The organism is Rhodococcus sp. AQ5-07, assembly GCF_009707305.1.
In the GTDB taxonomy this organism is placed as follows: Bacteria; Actinomycetota; Actinomycetes; order Mycobacteriales; family Mycobacteriaceae; genus Rhodococcus_F; species Rhodococcus_F erythropolis.
Genome location: NZ_CP046099.1, coordinates 3,262,548 through 3,278,625 on the forward strand (window position 1 = coordinate 3,262,548; position 16,078 = coordinate 3,278,625).

Here is a 16,078-nt window from a genome sequence, read left to right on the forward strand (position 1 = left end):
TGACGTCACCGAGATACCCGTGCATCGGCGGTTGTAATTTCATCGCAACCGTACTACAACTAGCAGAGTAACTCTACTAATTGAAGGGTTGAAAATGACTGATGCTTTTGTCCTCGACTACGTGCGCACACCGCGCGGCCGAGCATCGACGCGAGGTGCCCTCCACGAACACAGCCCAGTCGATCTTGTCGTCCACCTGGCCAAGGCTTTGCAGGGTCGAACGAACCTCGCCGCAGAACAGATCGACGACGTCGTTCTCGGTTGCGCATCGCAGGTGGACGAGCAGGGCGCGAACATCGCGAGAACTGCCGCACTCCTTGCCGGTTGGGGCGATTCCGTTCCCGGCGCGACCCTCAATCGTTTCTGCGCATCCGGCGTCGACGCAGTCGGCCAGAGCGCAGCCCGCATTCGCAGCGACGACGTCTCCCTCGTCGTGGCCGGTGGCGTCGAAAGCGTCTCCCGCACTCCGATGTTCAGTGATCGCGGACCGCTGTGGATCGACCCGGCAACCATCGCGCAGATCGGCTCCATCCATATGGGTGTTGCCGCCGACTTGAATGCCACGATCGAGGGGTACTCCCGCGACGAGTTGGATGCGTACGGCGTCGAAACCCAGCACAAGGCTGCCGAGGCCTGGCGCAACGGCGCATTCGAGCGGTCCGTTGTGCCCGTTCCCGGCAGAAATGGTGAAGCCGGAATCGCGCACGACGAACTGGTCAGGGCAGAGACGACGGCAGAGGGACTCGCCGCGCTGCCTCCGGCCTTCGAAGGGCTCGGCGCCGCCGGTCAGGATGCACTCGCGCTCGCCGCCTACCCTGAGGTCGGCAAGATCGAACACCTGCACACCGTCGGATCCTCTCCCGCCATGGCCGACGGCGCAGCACTACTACTCCTCGGATCCGAGAAAGCCGCGGCCAGAGCCGGCCTGACCCCTCGCGCACGGATCATCGGATCCGCCTCGACTTCGGTGAATCCGGTTCTCATGCTCACTGCTGGTCAGAGCGCCGTGGAGGCAGTCATCGCTCGAGCCGGGCTTCGTCCACAGGACATCGACGTGTTCGAGTTCGCAGAGGCCTTCTCCGCGCTCTGCCTACGGTTCCGCCGCGATCTTGACGCCGGGCCGGACCGCATGAACCCCAACGGCGGCACGATGGCGATGGGCCATGCATTCGGCGCCACCGGAGCAATTCTCGTCGGCGCGTGCGTCGACGAACTGGTACGGAGCGACGGACGCTACGGTGTGGCCGCGGTCAGCGGCGCCGCCGGTGTCGGAGTCGCGGTGCTCGTCGAACGGATCGCCTCGTGACCGCCAGTTCACTCTCGGGCCGCGTTGCCGTCGTCACGGGAGGGGGTAAGGGCCTCGGCCGTGCCGTCGCACTGCATCTCGCGAGCCGAGGGGTCACGGTGATCGTCAACAACCGAAATCGCACACTCGACGCGAGCGGCCGGGGCCCTGCAGATCAGGTCGTCGACGAAATCCTCGAAGCCGGTGGCCACGCCGTCGCCAACCACGACGACGTCACCGACCCCGAGGTCGGCCGAAAGTTGGTGGACGACGCTCTCACTCGGTTCGGACGACTCGATTTCTGCATCACCAGTGCCGCGGTCAGCGGTCCACAGATGCTCCATCGCACCACCGCCGAGAACCTCAGCACCGTCATCACGACAAACGTCGTCGGGACCGCGCTGGTTGCCGCCGAAGCCTCCCGAGTCATGCGCGAAGCCGGATTCGGCCGCATCGTGATGATTGCCTCGACCGCAGGACTGCACGGCGAACCCACCGTGTCCGCCTACGCCGCCAGTAAGGGTGCCGTCATCGCCCTGGGCCGCACCGCGGCAGGCGAAGGTGCGAGTCGCAATGTGTTCACCAATGTCGTACTGCCCTATGCCACTACGCAGATGACCGAGTCCGGAATGGACCCACGATTCATCGACATCATGGGGGCCGACCTGGTAGCCCCGGTGGTCACTGCCCTCGTCGATCCCGAGTCCACGACCAACGGGCAGGTGATCGTCACCGCAGGTAACGGGGTGCGTTCGGCCGACGCAGTCGAGGGCTCGACCGAATTCTTGCCCACCACCACAGAACTCGATGCCAAAGCGCTCGACGCACTGCTCGTGACCAGCCGGCTCGGCACTCCTCACACCTATCCGAGCGCACAGGAAGCCTTCGCGGACTTCGCTTCCGAACTGCTCGACCACCACAATCAGAAAGCGCGCGCATGACCGACATCCCATTGGGCGACCTTGCACTGAACTTCGGTGTGAGCGCACTCGCCGTGCTCGTCTTCATCGCAGTCGTGATGGCCGTAGCCATCCGGATGAACAATCACTCGATCATCGACATCTGTTGGGGGCCTGGCTTCGCCGTCGTCGCCGTCGTCTCGTACCTGACGTCCATCGGATCGGACGGCAACGATCTGCGTCGCCTCGTGGTGCTGGCACTGACCGTGGTGTGGGGAATGCGACTCGGCCTCTACATCGGTTTCCGAAACCGTGGGCACGGGCAGGACAAGCGCTACACTGCCCTACTCAAACATCAACAGGGACCGCTGGTTCCGTTCCTGATTCGCAAAATCTACGGCCTCCAGGGCGTCCTCATTCTCGTGGTGTCGCTGCCCGTCCAGTTCGCGATGTACGAGTTTCGCGCCCTCGGAGTCCTCGGTGCGATCGGCACCGCAGTCTGGACCGTCGGCTTCGTCTTCGAATCGGTTGGTGACTACCAACTTTCCCGATTCAAGGCAGATCCGGCCAATTCGGGAATGGTGATGGATCGTGGACTCTGGGCCTGGACCCGGCATCCCAACTACTTCGGCGACGCATGTGTCTGGGTCGGACTGTTCATCCTCGCGCTTGGTGATCCATTGGCGCTGATCACGATCGTCTCGCCGATCGTCATGATCAAACTACTGGTGAGCTACAGCGGTAAGGCCTTGCTCGAACGAGGCATGCGCAAGAGCAAAGGCCAGGCCTACGACGACTACGTCGCCCGGACCAGTGGCTTCTTTCCCCGTCCGCCCCGTCCGGCACGAAACCACGCGTCGTGAGCGCCCCCACGAGTGGTCTCGCTGACGTCTTCGATCTGGAATCGACCGGCCCGGACCGGTGGCAGGGGTCGAACGACGGTGTTCGTCTACCTCAATTGTTCGGCGGCCAACTGGTAGCCCAGTCGATTCTCGCAGCCGGGCACACGGTTACCGACGGCAAAGCGATCAGTTCCGTCCACACGCACTTCCTTCGCCCGGGGTCGACGAATCGCGCAACCGAGTTCTCGGTAGATCGCCTTCGGGATGGAAAACGCCTGTCCACCAGAGGCGTCGACGTCCACCAGGACGGACGACTCGTCTGCCGTTCGACGGTCTCTGCCTCCTCGATCGACGAGGGCATCACTCACAGTCGCGCCGTACCCGCCGCGCTCCCGCCCGCTGAGTGCGTGACGTTGCAGGAGTTGGCCGAGGCAGACGGCGGGCTGGGCGAGGTGTGGGAGGAGTTCTCCGCCATCGAGATTCGTGTGTCCCCCCTCGATTCGCAGTCCCCCACGACGCATTCGGCGGCGCCTCCGCGCAACATCTGGATGCGTTCGGCTCAGCGACTGAGCGACGATCCGCTGATTCACGTCGCTGCTCTCGCCTATGCCAGTGATCTGATGCTGATGGCAACCGCGCTGACTCCGCACGGCTACGACATCGGGCAGGAGCACTCGCTCGATACGGATTGGACGGGCGTGTCCCTCGATCACACGATGTGGTTTCAGCGTCCCGTGCGAGCGGACGAGTGGCTCCTCTTCGAGCATTCGACACCCACTGCTCATGCCGGCAGAGCAGTCGTGAATGCCGCGGTCTTCGATCAGTCCGGACTCCAGATCTGCCAAATCACCCAGGAAGCGTTACTCATTGCCCGTATCGAGTGATTCCCGACTCTTTCTGCAGACCACTCGGTACGGTCTCGCGGTGCCGCAGGGTTCGCGGCCTATGATTTCGGGGTGGTACGAGTGAATGCAACCGGATCTTCGGCGTCGGCCGGATCTCCGACACCCACGCCGTCGGTGGGCGTCACCGAGTTGCCTGCGGGCGGACCCAACGCACTGGCGGTCACGCTCGGGCTACTGGGAGACGAGTGGAACCTCTGGATTCTGCGGTTCGCCCTTTTGGGGTCGCGTCGATACAACGACTGGCTGGCTCTCGGGGGAATCTCCAACTCGGTGCTGTCCTCACGGTTGGCAGTCCTGACGGCCGGCGGAATGCTCGAGCGCCGGGAGTACCAGCAGAACCCGCCGAGGCACGAATACTCGGTCACTCGCAAAGGCCAGTCGATCTGGCCGGTCCTCATCACCATGTGGTCGTGGGAGAAGCAGTGGGCACCGAATGAAACCGCGCCACTACCGCCACTACGGCACAGCACCTGCGGAAACGACTTCACTCCGATCCTGCGTTGCAAGGAGTGCGGCGAGGACGTCGACGTGCGATCCCTGGACTCCCAAATGGGGCCGAGTGGGGACTTCTCACGCAGTGTGCCCGAAGCAACGTCGAGGCGCCGCTCCACCAAGTCCGAACGCCGACCGGAAATCCTGGCTCACACGATGGAACTCGTCGGCAATCGCTGGTCTGCAGCGATCATCGGGGCAGCTTTCCGAGGTGCCCGTCGTTACGGAGAGTTCGCCGAGATCACCGGTGCGCCGCCGGCAATCGTCGCCGATCGGTTGAAGCACCTCACCGAGATCGGTGTGATGGAAACGCGGCCGCTTCCGGATCGCCCACAGTGGTCGGAGTATCGACTCACCGACAAGGGAACCGCCTACTTCCCCGTCGTGATGTGCATGATCTCGTGGGGTCAGCGCTGGTTCAGATCCGCGGACGGTCCGGACATCGTTCTCCATCACAAGGCGTGTGGAAAACGGTTCGAAGCAAGGCTGGGTTGTAGTGCGTGTGGTGAGGAACTGAGGTCTTCGGACATCGAGGCGATCGACCTCACCACCTCGGTGCACGTGCCGGGGTCCGGCTGGTCCTGAGATCCCCACTCAGCCGGCAGTGCGGATCCGGTCGAAGCTCCGGCCTCGGTGTTCGAGCGGCAGCCTGTCCCCTCGCCCGAACAATTTGTTGCGCAGCGTCCCCGCTTCGTAGTCGCTCTGGTAGGCACCCCTCCTCGTCAGCTCCGGAATCACATGCTCCACAATGTCTTCGAAGGTTCCAGGAGTCACCGCGTACGCGAGATTGAAGCCGTCGACGTCGGTCTCGGCAACCCACTCCTGCAACTCGTCGGCGACCTCCGCGCCGGAACCGACAACGATCGGGCCGAGCCCGCCGATACCCGCCCACTCCGCGATGTCTCCCACCGTCCATTCGCCGCCCTTCTCGTCGGCCTGACGAAACGATGCGACCGCGGATTGAATGGCGTTGCTCTCGACGTTCCCGATCGGCTCGTCCGCTCGGTATCCGGAGAGGTCGATTCCCATCCACCCCGAAGTGAAAACGAGCGCGCCTTCACTACTCGCGTAACTGCGGTAGTCCTCGAGCTTCGCCTGGGCCAACTCGGGGGTTCGGTCGGTGATGATCGTCAACAGTGTGTAAATGCGGGCCGAGTACGGATCGCGCCCGACCTTCGTCAGTTCGTTTCGGATTCGGGCAACGGTGTCTTTGAGAATCGCCTTTGTCGGTGCACCCACAAAGATCGCCTCGGCATTCTCGGCGGCGAACCGAACCCCGCGTGGCGACGCGCCGGCCTGGAAGATGACCGGCGTCCGCTGCGGAGAAGGTTCGGAGATGTGGATGCCCGGAACCGTGAAGTGCTTGCCTTCGTGCTCGATCGGGTGAACTTTGGCGGGGTCCGTGTAGACCCCGGTGGTTCTGTCACGCACCACCGCGTCGTCTTCCCACGACGTTTCCCACAACTTGTAGAGAACTTCGAGGTACTCGTCCGCGTGGTCGTAGCGATTGTCGTGCTGGAGTTGGTCGTCCTCGCCCATGTTCCGTGCGGCCGACGGGAGGTATCCGGTGACCACGTTCCACCCGATTCGCCCGTTCGTCAGGTGGTCGAGGGTGCTCAAGCGCCGAGCGAACGGGTACGGATGCTCGAAAGCTGTACCTGCGGTGATACCGAAGCCCAAGTGCTCGGTCACGGCCGCCATCGCCGAGGCCAGCAGTAGCGGGTCCGAGACCGGTACCTGCGCGCCCTGCCGCAGCGCTGCGTCGTGATTGCCGCCGTACACGTCGTACGTTCCCAACACGTCGGCCAGGAACAGCCCGTCGAATCGTCCACGCTCGAGGAGTTTCGCCAATTCCGTCCAGTACCTCAGATCCGTGTACCTGGACGACTGGTCCTCCGGGTGGCGCCACAGACCTGGCGATTGGTGGGCGACGCAGTTCATGGCAAAGGCGTTGAAGCGGATTCTGCGGGTCATTCCCGCACCATGCCGTGCCTGCTCCGCAGTGACCACCATTGCGATCAGTGCGATCGGTTCGACTCCTGCTTGCACCCGGCGATACCGTCGACTTCGCGACCTCGTCGGCGGGCCGCTACACTGACTAGCGCAGCTGTGACGCCCGAGGCTTCGTGCCGACAGGTCGATCGGATGCAACAGCAGTATCGGGAAGCGAAAACCCCGGCAGCACAGGGTTTTCAGCACTTGTCGGTACGCTCCCCGCCCTCGTAGCTCAGGGGATAGAGCATTCCTCTCCTAAAGGAAGGGTCGCAGGTTCGAATCCTGCCGAGGGCACCAGGTGGGACTCTCCCCACATCGGCGTGACCAACGTGCCATTCTTGAATTCATGACGACGCCTCACTCCACGGCAACTCCCCCGAAGAACATGTCTTTGATCCCGGGTGGGACGTACTGGATGGGCTCCGAAGACTTCTATCCGGAAGAACGCCCAGTTCACCAGGTCACCGTCGACGGATTCTGGATGGACACGACGGCGGTGACAGTCGCCGAGTTCCGACGCTTCGTGAAGGCAACCGGCCACGTCACCACTGCTGAAATCGCCCCGGATGCCGCCGACTATCCCGACGCCGATCCAGCCCTCCTCGTCCCGGGATCGTTGGTCTTCAATTCGCCACCCGGCCCGGTCTCACTCGACGACTACACCCAGTGGTGGTCGTTCACCCCCGGCGCCGATTGGCGCCATCCCGAGGGCTCCGACAGCAACATCGGGGGACGTGAACGACACCCCGTCACCCACGTGTCGTACTTCGACGCCCAGGCCTACGCCGCGTGGGCCGGCAAGGAACTCCCGACCGAGGCCGAGTGGGAGTTTGCCGCCCGCGGCGGACTCGATCGCCAGGCCTACGTGTGGGGCGATCACGACTCTCCGGGCGGGCGGCCCGGTGGCAACGTATGGCAGGGCCAGTTCCCCTGGGAGAACCTGCTCGAGGACGGGTACGAGCGCACCGCTCCGGTCGGAAAGTTCCGGCCCAACGGCTACGGACTGTTCGACATGGCCGGGAACGTGTGGGAATGGACGGCCGATCACTACACGTCCGACCACGCCCACAGTTCCAAGAACGTCGCGCCGGCCTCGTCGTGCTGCATTCCTCGCAATCCCCGCGCGGAGTTCGCCACCGAGGCCTTGGCCGGCGAACCCTACGCACGACGGGTGATCAAGGGCGGCTCACATCTGTGTGCACCGAACTACTGCTTGCGATACCGCCCTGCCGCGCGGCAGGGCGAATCCGAGGAGTCCTCGACCTGCCACGTCGGCTTCCGGTGCATCATCCGCATTCCGCAGGAGTAGATCAGAAGGGCACGTCCCCCAGGATGGCCACCCGCTCCATGACGCGGCGATGTGGGAAGTAGTCGCTCGCAGCGTAGTGCTGGGTGGCCCGGTTGTCCCAGAAGGCAATGGAATTCGGCGCCCACTTGAAGCGGCACTGAAAGTCCGGGACCTTGACCTGCGCGAACAGCAGGTTGAGCAGATCGTTGCCTTCGACAGGATCCATATCCGGAATGTGGGTGGTGAAGAGGCTGTTGACGAACAGCGTCTTCCGCCCGGTCTCCGGATGCTTACGCACCATCGGATGCAGAACCGGCGGGTACTGCTCCTTCATCTGCTCCAACTTCTCCGGGCTCATGCCGCGTCCGAAGGACGGCACAAAATCGTGGATGGCGTCCTTGCCGTCGATCAAGTCCTTGATCTCGTCGGGGAGGCAGTCGAAGGCGTTACCCATATCGGCCCAGAGCGTGTCACCACCGGCAGGCGGTACGTCGATCGCCCGAAGTACTGAACCGAGTGGCGGCGTCTTCGTCCAGGTGACGTCGACGTGCCAGATGTTCTCCGTTCCTGGACTGTCCTCTCCGCGTTCGAATCTGACGACTGCCGGGACCTCTCCCTGCGGGAGAAGTGGATGGACCTCGAGTTCACCCCAATGGGCCGCGAAGTCACGATGATTCAAGCTCGAAATCGGCTGGTCCCGAAAGAACACGACCTTCCATTCGAGGAGGGCCCGGCGCACGTCCTCGATCTGCTCCTCCGACGGATCACGCAAGTCGATATCGCTGATCTCGGCACCGATGAACGGTGTGACGGGTGTCAGAGTGAACCGCTCGTACGGCCTCGATTCAACGCCTTCCGGATTGCGCCTCATTCCGCGTGGTCCGAATTCGATTGTGTGATTGCCGATTTGGACTGTTCGTGATGATGTAAGGGTAGCCATCGAATGACTCCGTCCTGTCGTGTCGTGTCGCGGGGTCACACGTCAGTCGACGCGTGCACCCGCTTTGCTCGTGTGCGTTTGTGTGCGCTTTGGGGCGCTGTCAGTGCTCCTACCGCGAGATCGACCAGATGATCCACCGTCGTATCGAAATCTGCCTGCACAACGGGGTTTTCGTCTTCGCGGCGCTGCTCGAAGATGGCCAGAGCAGAGACGCTCATGTTGAACGTCAGATCGATCCGTTCCACCGCGACGCGGCGGGGCAGATGCGGCAACGCCCGCGTCAACCTGCCGACTACCTCGTTGATTCCTTCACTGACCTCGCGAAACTCAGCACTCTGTGTATCTACTGACGGTGAAATTCTCGCGATGAACCGCGCATAGTTGGACCCGTCGACCGTCGCCATGAAATCGGCCAGCGGGTACAGGAAGGCTTCGACCAAAGCACGGACCAAGTCGGTCCGCCCACTGGCGTCGACGTCGTCGAGATACGTCAGTCGCGCTGCATTGATCTGATCCATCCGATGCCGGAATACGGCCAGCACCAGACCGTCTCGCCCGCCGAAGTGATACTGAACTGCAGAGTTGTTGCGCTGCCCGGCCGCAGTCGCCACGTCCCGCATGGACACTTCGTGAATACCGTGCTCGGCGAACATCCGCTCGGCGACGGCGATCATGGCGTTCTTGGCATCCAACGAGGCGGGCATATACCGACCATATAAGTCACTGACTTAATTTCGCAAGACCCACCCCCTGTGCGCGGTTAGGGAGTGCAGGGACTCCTTAACCACTCACAGGGGTGATTATCCCAGTCAGCGAGACCTACGCCGCCAACTGAATTCCGATCGATACGCTCCAGATTAAGACGACTGCTTAATCGACCCGGTTTTGCATACGCCAAGGAGCCTGCTGGTGAATCGCCATTCCATCCCGATCATTCCCGAGACGCCGAACGTCGCGGCCGCCGTGTACTACCCCGATCAGAATCCCCCGTACACCCGCCCGGAACCGCTTCGCCCGCCGGCCGGGGCCCCGAACGTGCTGCTGATCATGATCGACGACGTCGGATTCGGCGCACCCTCCGCGTTCGGTGGCCCGTGCCGCACGCCCACCGCCGAGCGTTTGGCCGAAACCGGCGTGAAATACAGCCGATTCCACACCACGGCTCTGTGCTCGCCGACGCGTGCCGCCACACTGACCGGGCGCAACCACCACAGTGTCGGTATGGGTGTCATCTCCGAAATGGCCAACGCGGCACCGGGATACAACGGTACCCGCCCTGCCTCTGCCGCCACGGTCGCACGCGTCCTGCAGGGAAACGGCTATGCGACGGGCGCTTTCGGCAAGATGCACCAGACCCCGACGTGGGAGACCACCGCTGCCGGGCCGTTCGATCGGTGGCCGGTCCGTGAGGGTTTCGACAAGTTCTACGGTTTTCTCGGTGCCGAGTCCGATCAGTTCACCCCGGTTCTCTACGAGGACTTCACGATGGTCGACTTACCCAAGACGCCACAGGAGGGTTACCACCTGTCCGAAGATCTCGTCGACCACGCGATCGAATGGGTCGAGGGCGTCAACACGATGGACCCGGACAAGCCGTGGTTCTGCTACCTCCCCTTCGGCGCGTGCCACGCTCCACTTCAGGTCCCGGACCGCTACCTGGACAAGTACGTCGGCGAATTCGATCACGGGTGGGATCGCCAACGTGAGATCACCCTCCACAAGCAGAAGGAACTGGGCGTCGTCGCTCCTGACACCGAGTTGGCCCCCTGGGCTCCGGGGCTCCCGCACTGGGACGAACTCGACGACGACCAGAAGAAGGTCTCGGCCCGTTTGATGGAGTTGTACGCGGCATTTCTCGAGCACACCGACGACGAGGTAGGCAGGCTCGTCGACCGGTTGCAGGAAATGGGTGTACTCGACAACACTCTGGTGCTCTACATGATGGGTGACAACGGCGCCTCCGCGGAAGGCGGCATGGAGGGCTCGTTCAACTACCTCGCCGGCCTCAACGGTTACAAGAGTGCGACATCCGACGTACTGGCGCGCTACGACGAATTGGGGACCGAAACCAGCTACCCGCACTATCCGGCGTCGTGGGCTCTGGCTCTCGACACCCCGTACCAGTGGGCCAAGCAGGTTGCGTCCCACTACGGCGGTACCCGAAACGGTCTGATCGCCCACTGGCCCAAGGGGATCGACAAGCCAGGCGTCAGGGAGCAATGGCATCACTGCGTCGACATCACGCCGACAATCCTGGAAGCTGCCGGTATTCCGGCACCGACCAGCGTCGACGGGGTCACCCAGAAACCGATGGAAGGCGTGGCAATGAACTACACCTTCGCCGAGCCCGACGCCGAAGAGCGCCACACCACACAGTATTTCGAGATCTTCGGCAACCGCGGAATCTACGATCACGGTTGGACCGCAGTCACGGCCCACCGCGCACCCTGGCTGATGGCCACTCACGGCCTCGAGCTCGCACCGATGAGCGAAGACCGTTGGGAGCTGTACGACACCTCGGTCGACTGGTCGCAGGCCCGCGATCTCGCGGACGAGCATCCCCAGATCCTGGCCCGGCTCAAGGAAAAGTTCCTCGTCGAGGCGGCCAAATATCAGGTGTTGCCGCTGGACGACAGAACGGTCGGTCGCCACGCCACCGCGGAATCACGACCCCCGCATCCGATGATGGGCCGAAAGACCCTCACGCTGTACCCACACATGAACGGCCTGGTCGAGAAAGCCGCGCCGACGTTCTTCAACCGCTCGTACACGCTGACCGCGAGTCTGGGTAGCGTCGCCGACGGCATGCTGGTCAGCCTCGGTGGCCGGTTCGGCGGATTCGCTTTGTACATACTCGATTCCGTCCCCGTCTACTGCTACAACTTCAGCGGCGGTGGTCGGACCTTCGTGCGTGGGCGCAACCCGCTGGCACCCGATGCGCGCGAGGTGTCCGTCCACTTCGAGTACGACGGCGGCGGAATCGGCAAGGGTGGAACCGCAACCCTGAGCGTCGACGACGAGGTGGTCTCCGAGGGTCGGATCGAGAAGACCACTCGGGCGATCTTCAGCATGAACGAACAGCTCGACGTCGGCATCAACCGGGGAAGCCCGGTCGCGGAAGAGTTCGCGGACAAGGGCACGTTCCGCTACGGCGGCAAACTCAACAGCGTGACGATCGACTTACGCTCCACCCGCGACGTGGTGTCCGCGGAGGAACGGGAGAAAATCTCACTCGCCGTGCACTGATCGAACAGGCGACGCTCGCCGATTGTGCAGCCGCGCGCGATATCTGCCGTGCGGCTGCACAATCGCCCTGCGTCTATCCGGCCGTGTACATCTGCAGGCACGGCCCGACCGGGCGAGCTTCCAGGATGTCGCGCGCCTTCTCACGCGCTGCGTTGAACTCCCAGGGCGCAGTGGTACCCGGCACTCCGAATCGATATCTGCTCAAGGCACATGAACGCTGCGGTTCCGGTAGACGATCCAAGGCAGGTACCGCGTCGACGGAGAGCCCGCGTAAGTAGGAAACGTCTATGCTCTTGCCGCCCTCGAACCGCTCCACGTTCTTTTGCGCGATGTACGCATCGGGGTTGAACACCGCGAAGGCAAGCAGCGCGACGGCCGAAGTGGCGAGAACAGCTGTGGGCAGCCACTTCCCGGACATCCGAATACCTGCGACGAGCAACAACACGAACACGAAGCCAAGAAGCAGCTCTGTCGCGAAGACGCTGACCCGGAGCACCGTGAAACCGTACTGATTCTCGTACAACCACATCCGGTGCACAGCGGACGCCACGATCACCAGGCTGAAGACACACAGGGCACCCAACAGTCCGCGGGCAAGACGCCTCGATCCAGCGTCGCGGCGGTCGATGTACCGCACTGCGACGGCGATGACGAGCAGCGTCAGCACGGTAACCGCCATGAGCTGCCAGAAACCCTCACGCGCGTAGTCCGCGTAGGTCAGTCCATCGGTCACCTGTACGTGCTCGTCTCCCCCGAACAGCGTCTTCGTCTGTACTGCAACAAAACCGAGGAACAGCACGTTGAGTACTCCGAGCGGGACCGCCCACTCCCACATCGGCAACGGCGTCGCCGGCGCAGGTGCAAACGCGTCCACCGTCGGCGTTCTGCGACGCAGGTACACCGCAACCAGCGTGCCGAACGCCATCACCACGCCGGCAAAGATCCGTGCCCCCGGGTTCGACACCGAGATGGCAGGAGCGAAGCCGCCGAAGATCTTCGCGAACTCCGGATCCGCACTCACGAACAAAGATCCGAAAATCAGCAGGAGAAGAATCGACACTGCGCTCACGACGACAACTCGCGCCGCCGGCACCCGCGGAGCGGAGCGGGTAGCAAGTTTTCGACGACGAACGAAGTTGACCGTACGGTGGGGTGCCCGCCAGGGAGCGAACATTCCCAGAAGTATTCCGGTCCACGTCCGCCCGCCGATCAGAGTCCACGTGAACAGAACCCACGCAGCTACGACGCAGAGGAACACCAACCACTCCGCACCGCGAACGGCGGCAACGCCCAGAAGTGCGAGCATCCCCATCGCGGCGGCCCACTGCGTCGTAGACATCCGCGGCGGCGTCAGAATCCCGAACACGATCACCACGCCGACACCGACGATCACGTACGCGATACTCACGAACCCTGGATCGAGCATCAGGGCCGCCAGCGCCCCAACGCCGCTCGCGCCGACGAGCATCGAGCGGGTGGCCATCGACGTGCGATCGGGACGCCAGAACCGGCTGGGTCGCTTGGGTTTTGCAACCGGTATCGGCGCTTTCGGCGGAATGATTATTGGAGCGCTCATGTGATCTCCCATGTTTCGGGTTCAAATTTCGGGTTCGGAACTACAGGCGAATGTCTGATGAAGGCATGCGCCATCGCGAGATCTCTCGATCTCGTTGGAAACTTTGATTCAGCTCTGCGGCAGCACTACTCGAATGCAGCAGCCAGACGGGGCATCGACGACGGCGATCCTGCCGTCATGTAATTCGACCGCCCACTTCGCGATCGCGAGGCCGAGCCCGGTACCCCCGTCGGTCGATCCGCCGCGGATGAAGCGGTCGAACACTCGCTCACGGGCTTGTGGCTCGATGCCGGGGCCGTCGTCGTGGACATCGAGCACCAACTCCCCTGCACTGCCGGTACGCACTCGGATGACAACTTTCGTGTCGACGTTCCCGTGCTGAACCGCGTTGTCCACCAGGTTGGTCACCACCTGATGGAGGCGATCCGGATCGGCTACCACGGACAATTTCGGAGGCTTGACGTCTATCTCGATGTCGCCCGCACTCACACTCGACAGCTCACGTAGGAACGGCTCGACCTCGAAACGGCGGCGCTTCAACGGCATGGCGCCACCCTCGAGTTTCGAGAGGTCGAGAAGGTCGGCCACCAGCGCTCCCAGTCGTTCCGTCTGCCGCAACGCCGATTTCATCATCGCCGGATCCGGTTCTTCGACACCGTCGACGACGTTTTCGAGCATGGCTTGCAAAGCGGTGATGGGCGTCCGTAATTCGTGGGAGACGTTGCCGATCAACTCGCGGCGGTACCGGTCGTCGGCCCCGAGGTCCTCGGCCATCCGATTGAACGCATGGGCGAGTTCGCCTACTTCGTCGCGGGAAGTCGCTCGTACCCGCCGCGAATAATCGCCGCGCGCCATCGCCTTCGCCGCGGCTGTCATCTCGCGAAGCGGTGACGTCATTCCGTGTGCGAGCACTTGTGTAACTCCGAGAGCGACAACCAGCGCCGTCAGGAGAGCAAAACGAAACGGTTGTTGCGACGTCAGCCAGAAACCGCCCGCGGCGAACAACAGCGCTGCGACAACCAGGAGGCCGACCTTCACTTTGAACGATCGCATCGGGTCCAGCGGCCGCGGCCACCGTGCAAAGAGTCGGTCGACGCCGCTCATCGCGGCACGTCCCAGGCGTACCCGACGCCGTGAACGGTCCGGATCACGGAAGGTCCGAGCTTGCGTCGTAGAGCCTTGACGTGGCTGTCGACGGTCCGACTACCCGCTCCCTCACCCCAGCCCCAGATCTCCTCGAGCAGCGACTCCCGCGGGATCGCCGCTCGCGGCCGCTCCGCCAGGTAGGCGATGAGATCGAATTCGGTGCGAGTCAGGTGGACTTCCTGCGTATCACGACGCACTCGACGTTCGGTCAGGTCGATCACGACGTCGCCGAACTCGAGCAAGTCGGCCACCGGGCGAGCAGCGTGCTCCGCACGATCAGCGCGCCGAAGCAATGCCTGAACACGGGCGACGAGGACACGCATGCTGAACGGCTTGCTCAGATAATCGTCGGCCCCGACGCCGAGACCGATCAGCATGTCGGTTTCATCGGCACGAGCGGTCAACATCAGCACGGGCACCGGGCGCACGGCCTGGATGCGGCGGCAAACTTCGAGGCCGTCGAATCCCGGCATCATCACGTCGAGCACCACTAGGTCGGCATCCATCTGCTCGCAGCGGGTCACAGCGCTGGGGCCGTCAAATGCCAACTCGACGTCGTAGCCCTCGGCACGCAGCCTCGCTGCGATGGACTCGCAGATACTGACCTCGTCGTCGACCACGAGCACTCTTCGCTGACTCATGGAACTGACTGTATTCGGCCCTCGTGGATGAACCTGGGAGGACTTGTGAAGGTTCTGTGCAGGTTCTAGAACCTGCGGATGTTGTTGATCGGCAGATCCGCCAGCGGCGTCAGTCCGGTCGGAACACCAACTCCGTAGGCGTTGAACACCATTCCGAATCCGGCGTAGATGCCGACGTGCGTCGCACCGGGGTAGAAGGTGATGACGTCGCCGGGCGCGAGGGCCCACCGAGGAACCGGCTGTCCGACGTTGGCCTGCTGTTGGCTGGTCCGTGGCAGATTCACTCCGGCCTGCCGAAACGCCCATTGCACCAGCCCGGAGCAGTCCCACGAGTTCGGCCCGACTCCGCCCCATTGGTAGGGCTTTCCGGTCTGAGTGCTCGCTGCTGCCAGCGCGATCAGGCCTGCCGGACTCGGAATGGGGAGGGCGGCTGATCCGCTGCTGATGCTTCCTGCGCTTCCCAGGCTGCCGGAGCTCCCGCTACTGCCACCGCTACCGAGGCTTCCCGGGTCGGCCGAGGCGGGGGCAGCGGAGAGCAACAGGACGCTTCCGGTCAGCAGAGCAGCGACCGTTCCCGTGCGGAGTGTCGACTTCTTCATGCATCCGTCCTTCGTGGGAGTCGTTTCGGCGCGCGGCAGCGCACCTCGATAGCCGTGAACTGGTAAGACACGTGAAAACAAACACTTCGTTCGGATGTTAACGGCGTAGACGTGGTGTTCGGACAGGAATCATTGATCCCATTTGTCGGTTTTCGACAAACAGGCCTTACGTCCCGGCCTGGCAAAGATCAGGGAATGATCGGGGATTTCCTGGATCCGTCGGA

14 protein-coding genes and 1 tRNA gene are annotated in these 16,078 nt (G+C 63.1%); 8 read left to right on the forward strand and 7 right to left on the reverse strand.

Annotation, left to right across the window (positions count from 1 at the left end; all coding sequences use genetic code 11):
• Positions 1-94 precede the first annotated feature (94 nt).
• The 5 genes from GJB56_RS14965 to GJB56_RS14985 all read left to right on the forward strand — a co-directional run bounded on the left by GJB56_RS14965 (position 95) and on the right by GJB56_RS14985 (position 5,008).
• Positions 95-1,306, forward strand: a complete 1,212-nt coding sequence (locus tag GJB56_RS14965; RefSeq protein ID WP_047890093.1) for an acetyl-CoA C-acyltransferase — start codon at positions 95-97, stop codon at positions 1,304-1,306.
• The gene (locus tag GJB56_RS14970) at positions 1,303-2,226 is read left to right on the forward strand and encodes an SDR family NAD(P)-dependent oxidoreductase (protein WP_021345227.1); all 924 of its coding nucleotides are present in this window, start codon (positions 1,303-1,305) and stop codon (positions 2,224-2,226) included. Before GJB56_RS14965 ends, GJB56_RS14970 begins: the two co-directional genes overlap by 4 nt.
• A complete protein-coding gene (locus GJB56_RS14975; RefSeq protein ID WP_113683251.1) occupies positions 2,223-3,047 on the forward strand; it encodes a DUF1295 domain-containing protein in 825 nt (274 codons plus the stop codon). The genes GJB56_RS14970 and GJB56_RS14975 overlap by 4 nt, the downstream gene beginning before the upstream one ends.
• Positions 3,044-3,910 carry an acyl-CoA thioesterase gene (locus GJB56_RS14980; RefSeq protein ID WP_020908689.1) on the forward strand — a complete coding sequence of 289 codons (867 nt, stop codon included), beginning with the start codon at positions 3,044-3,046 and terminating at the stop codon, positions 3,908-3,910. The genes GJB56_RS14975 and GJB56_RS14980 overlap by 4 nt, the downstream gene beginning before the upstream one ends.
• 81 nt (positions 3,911-3,991) lie before the next feature.
• The gene (locus tag GJB56_RS14985) at positions 3,992-5,008 is read left to right on the forward strand and encodes a winged helix-turn-helix transcriptional regulator (protein ID WP_021345229.1); all 1,017 of its coding nucleotides are present in this window, start codon (positions 3,992-3,994) and stop codon (positions 5,006-5,008) included.
• A gap of 9 nt (positions 5,009-5,017) precedes the next feature.
• Here the strand turns inward: GJB56_RS14985 and GJB56_RS14990 are convergent, their stop codons facing one another.
• On the reverse strand, positions 5,018-6,397 hold the full coding sequence (locus GJB56_RS14990) for an LLM class flavin-dependent oxidoreductase (protein ID WP_195849546.1): 1,380 nt from the start codon (positions 6,395-6,397) through the stop codon (positions 5,018-5,020).
• A 242-nt stretch (positions 6,398-6,639) separates the two neighbouring features.
• On the opposite strand from GJB56_RS14990, the gene GJB56_RS14995 reads away from it, so the two are divergent.
• Together GJB56_RS14995 and GJB56_RS15000 are read left to right on the forward strand one after the other, a co-directional pair.
• Positions 6,640-6,715: transfer RNA gene (locus GJB56_RS14995), tRNA-Arg, on the forward strand.
• A gap of 49 nt (positions 6,716-6,764) precedes the next feature.
• The gene (locus GJB56_RS15000; RefSeq protein WP_021332260.1) at positions 6,765-7,727 is read left to right on the forward strand and encodes a formylglycine-generating enzyme family protein; all 963 of its coding nucleotides are present in this window, start codon (positions 6,765-6,767) and stop codon (positions 7,725-7,727) included.
• Position 7,728: 1 nt separating this feature from the next.
• Here GJB56_RS15000 and GJB56_RS15005 read toward each other — a convergent pair whose 3' ends face one another.
• Both GJB56_RS15005 and GJB56_RS15010 read right to left on the reverse strand, forming a co-directional pair.
• On the reverse strand, positions 7,729-8,646 hold the full coding sequence (locus GJB56_RS15005; protein ID WP_020970412.1) for a TauD/TfdA dioxygenase family protein: 918 nt from the start codon (positions 8,644-8,646) through the stop codon (positions 7,729-7,731).
• Between the two features lie 35 nt (positions 8,647-8,681).
• Positions 8,682-9,350, reverse strand: coding sequence for a TetR family transcriptional regulator (locus GJB56_RS15010; RefSeq protein WP_021332258.1), 669 nt, complete (start codon positions 9,348-9,350; stop codon positions 8,682-8,684).
• 205 nt (positions 9,351-9,555) lie between these two features.
• Between GJB56_RS15010 and GJB56_RS15015 the strand changes: the two genes are divergently transcribed.
• Positions 9,556-11,892: an arylsulfatase gene (locus GJB56_RS15015; RefSeq protein WP_113683253.1), complete on the forward strand. Its 2,337-nt coding sequence runs from the start codon at positions 9,556-9,558 to the stop codon at positions 11,890-11,892.
• A gap of 73 nt (positions 11,893-11,965) precedes the next feature.
• Here GJB56_RS15015 and GJB56_RS15020 read toward each other — a convergent pair whose 3' ends face one another.
• From GJB56_RS15020 to GJB56_RS15035, 4 genes are all read right to left on the reverse strand, one after another.
• Positions 11,966-13,468, reverse strand: a complete 1,503-nt coding sequence (locus GJB56_RS15020) for a DUF4153 domain-containing protein (RefSeq protein WP_230090978.1) — start codon at positions 13,466-13,468, stop codon at positions 11,966-11,968.
• 108 nt (positions 13,469-13,576) lie between these two features.
• The gene (locus tag GJB56_RS15025) at positions 13,577-14,572 is read right to left on the reverse strand and encodes a HAMP domain-containing sensor histidine kinase (protein ID WP_020908707.1); all 996 of its coding nucleotides are present in this window, start codon (positions 14,570-14,572) and stop codon (positions 13,577-13,579) included.
• The gene (locus GJB56_RS15030) at positions 14,569-15,255 is read right to left on the reverse strand and encodes a response regulator transcription factor (RefSeq protein ID WP_020908708.1); all 687 of its coding nucleotides are present in this window, start codon (positions 15,253-15,255) and stop codon (positions 14,569-14,571) included. The genes GJB56_RS15025 and GJB56_RS15030 overlap by 4 nt, the downstream gene beginning before the upstream one ends.
• A 65-nt stretch (positions 15,256-15,320) precedes the next feature.
• Positions 15,321-15,854, reverse strand: coding sequence for an NlpC/P60 family protein (locus tag GJB56_RS15035; protein ID WP_029255974.1), 534 nt, complete (start codon positions 15,852-15,854; stop codon positions 15,321-15,323).
• Positions 15,855-16,078: the final 224 nt, after the last annotated feature.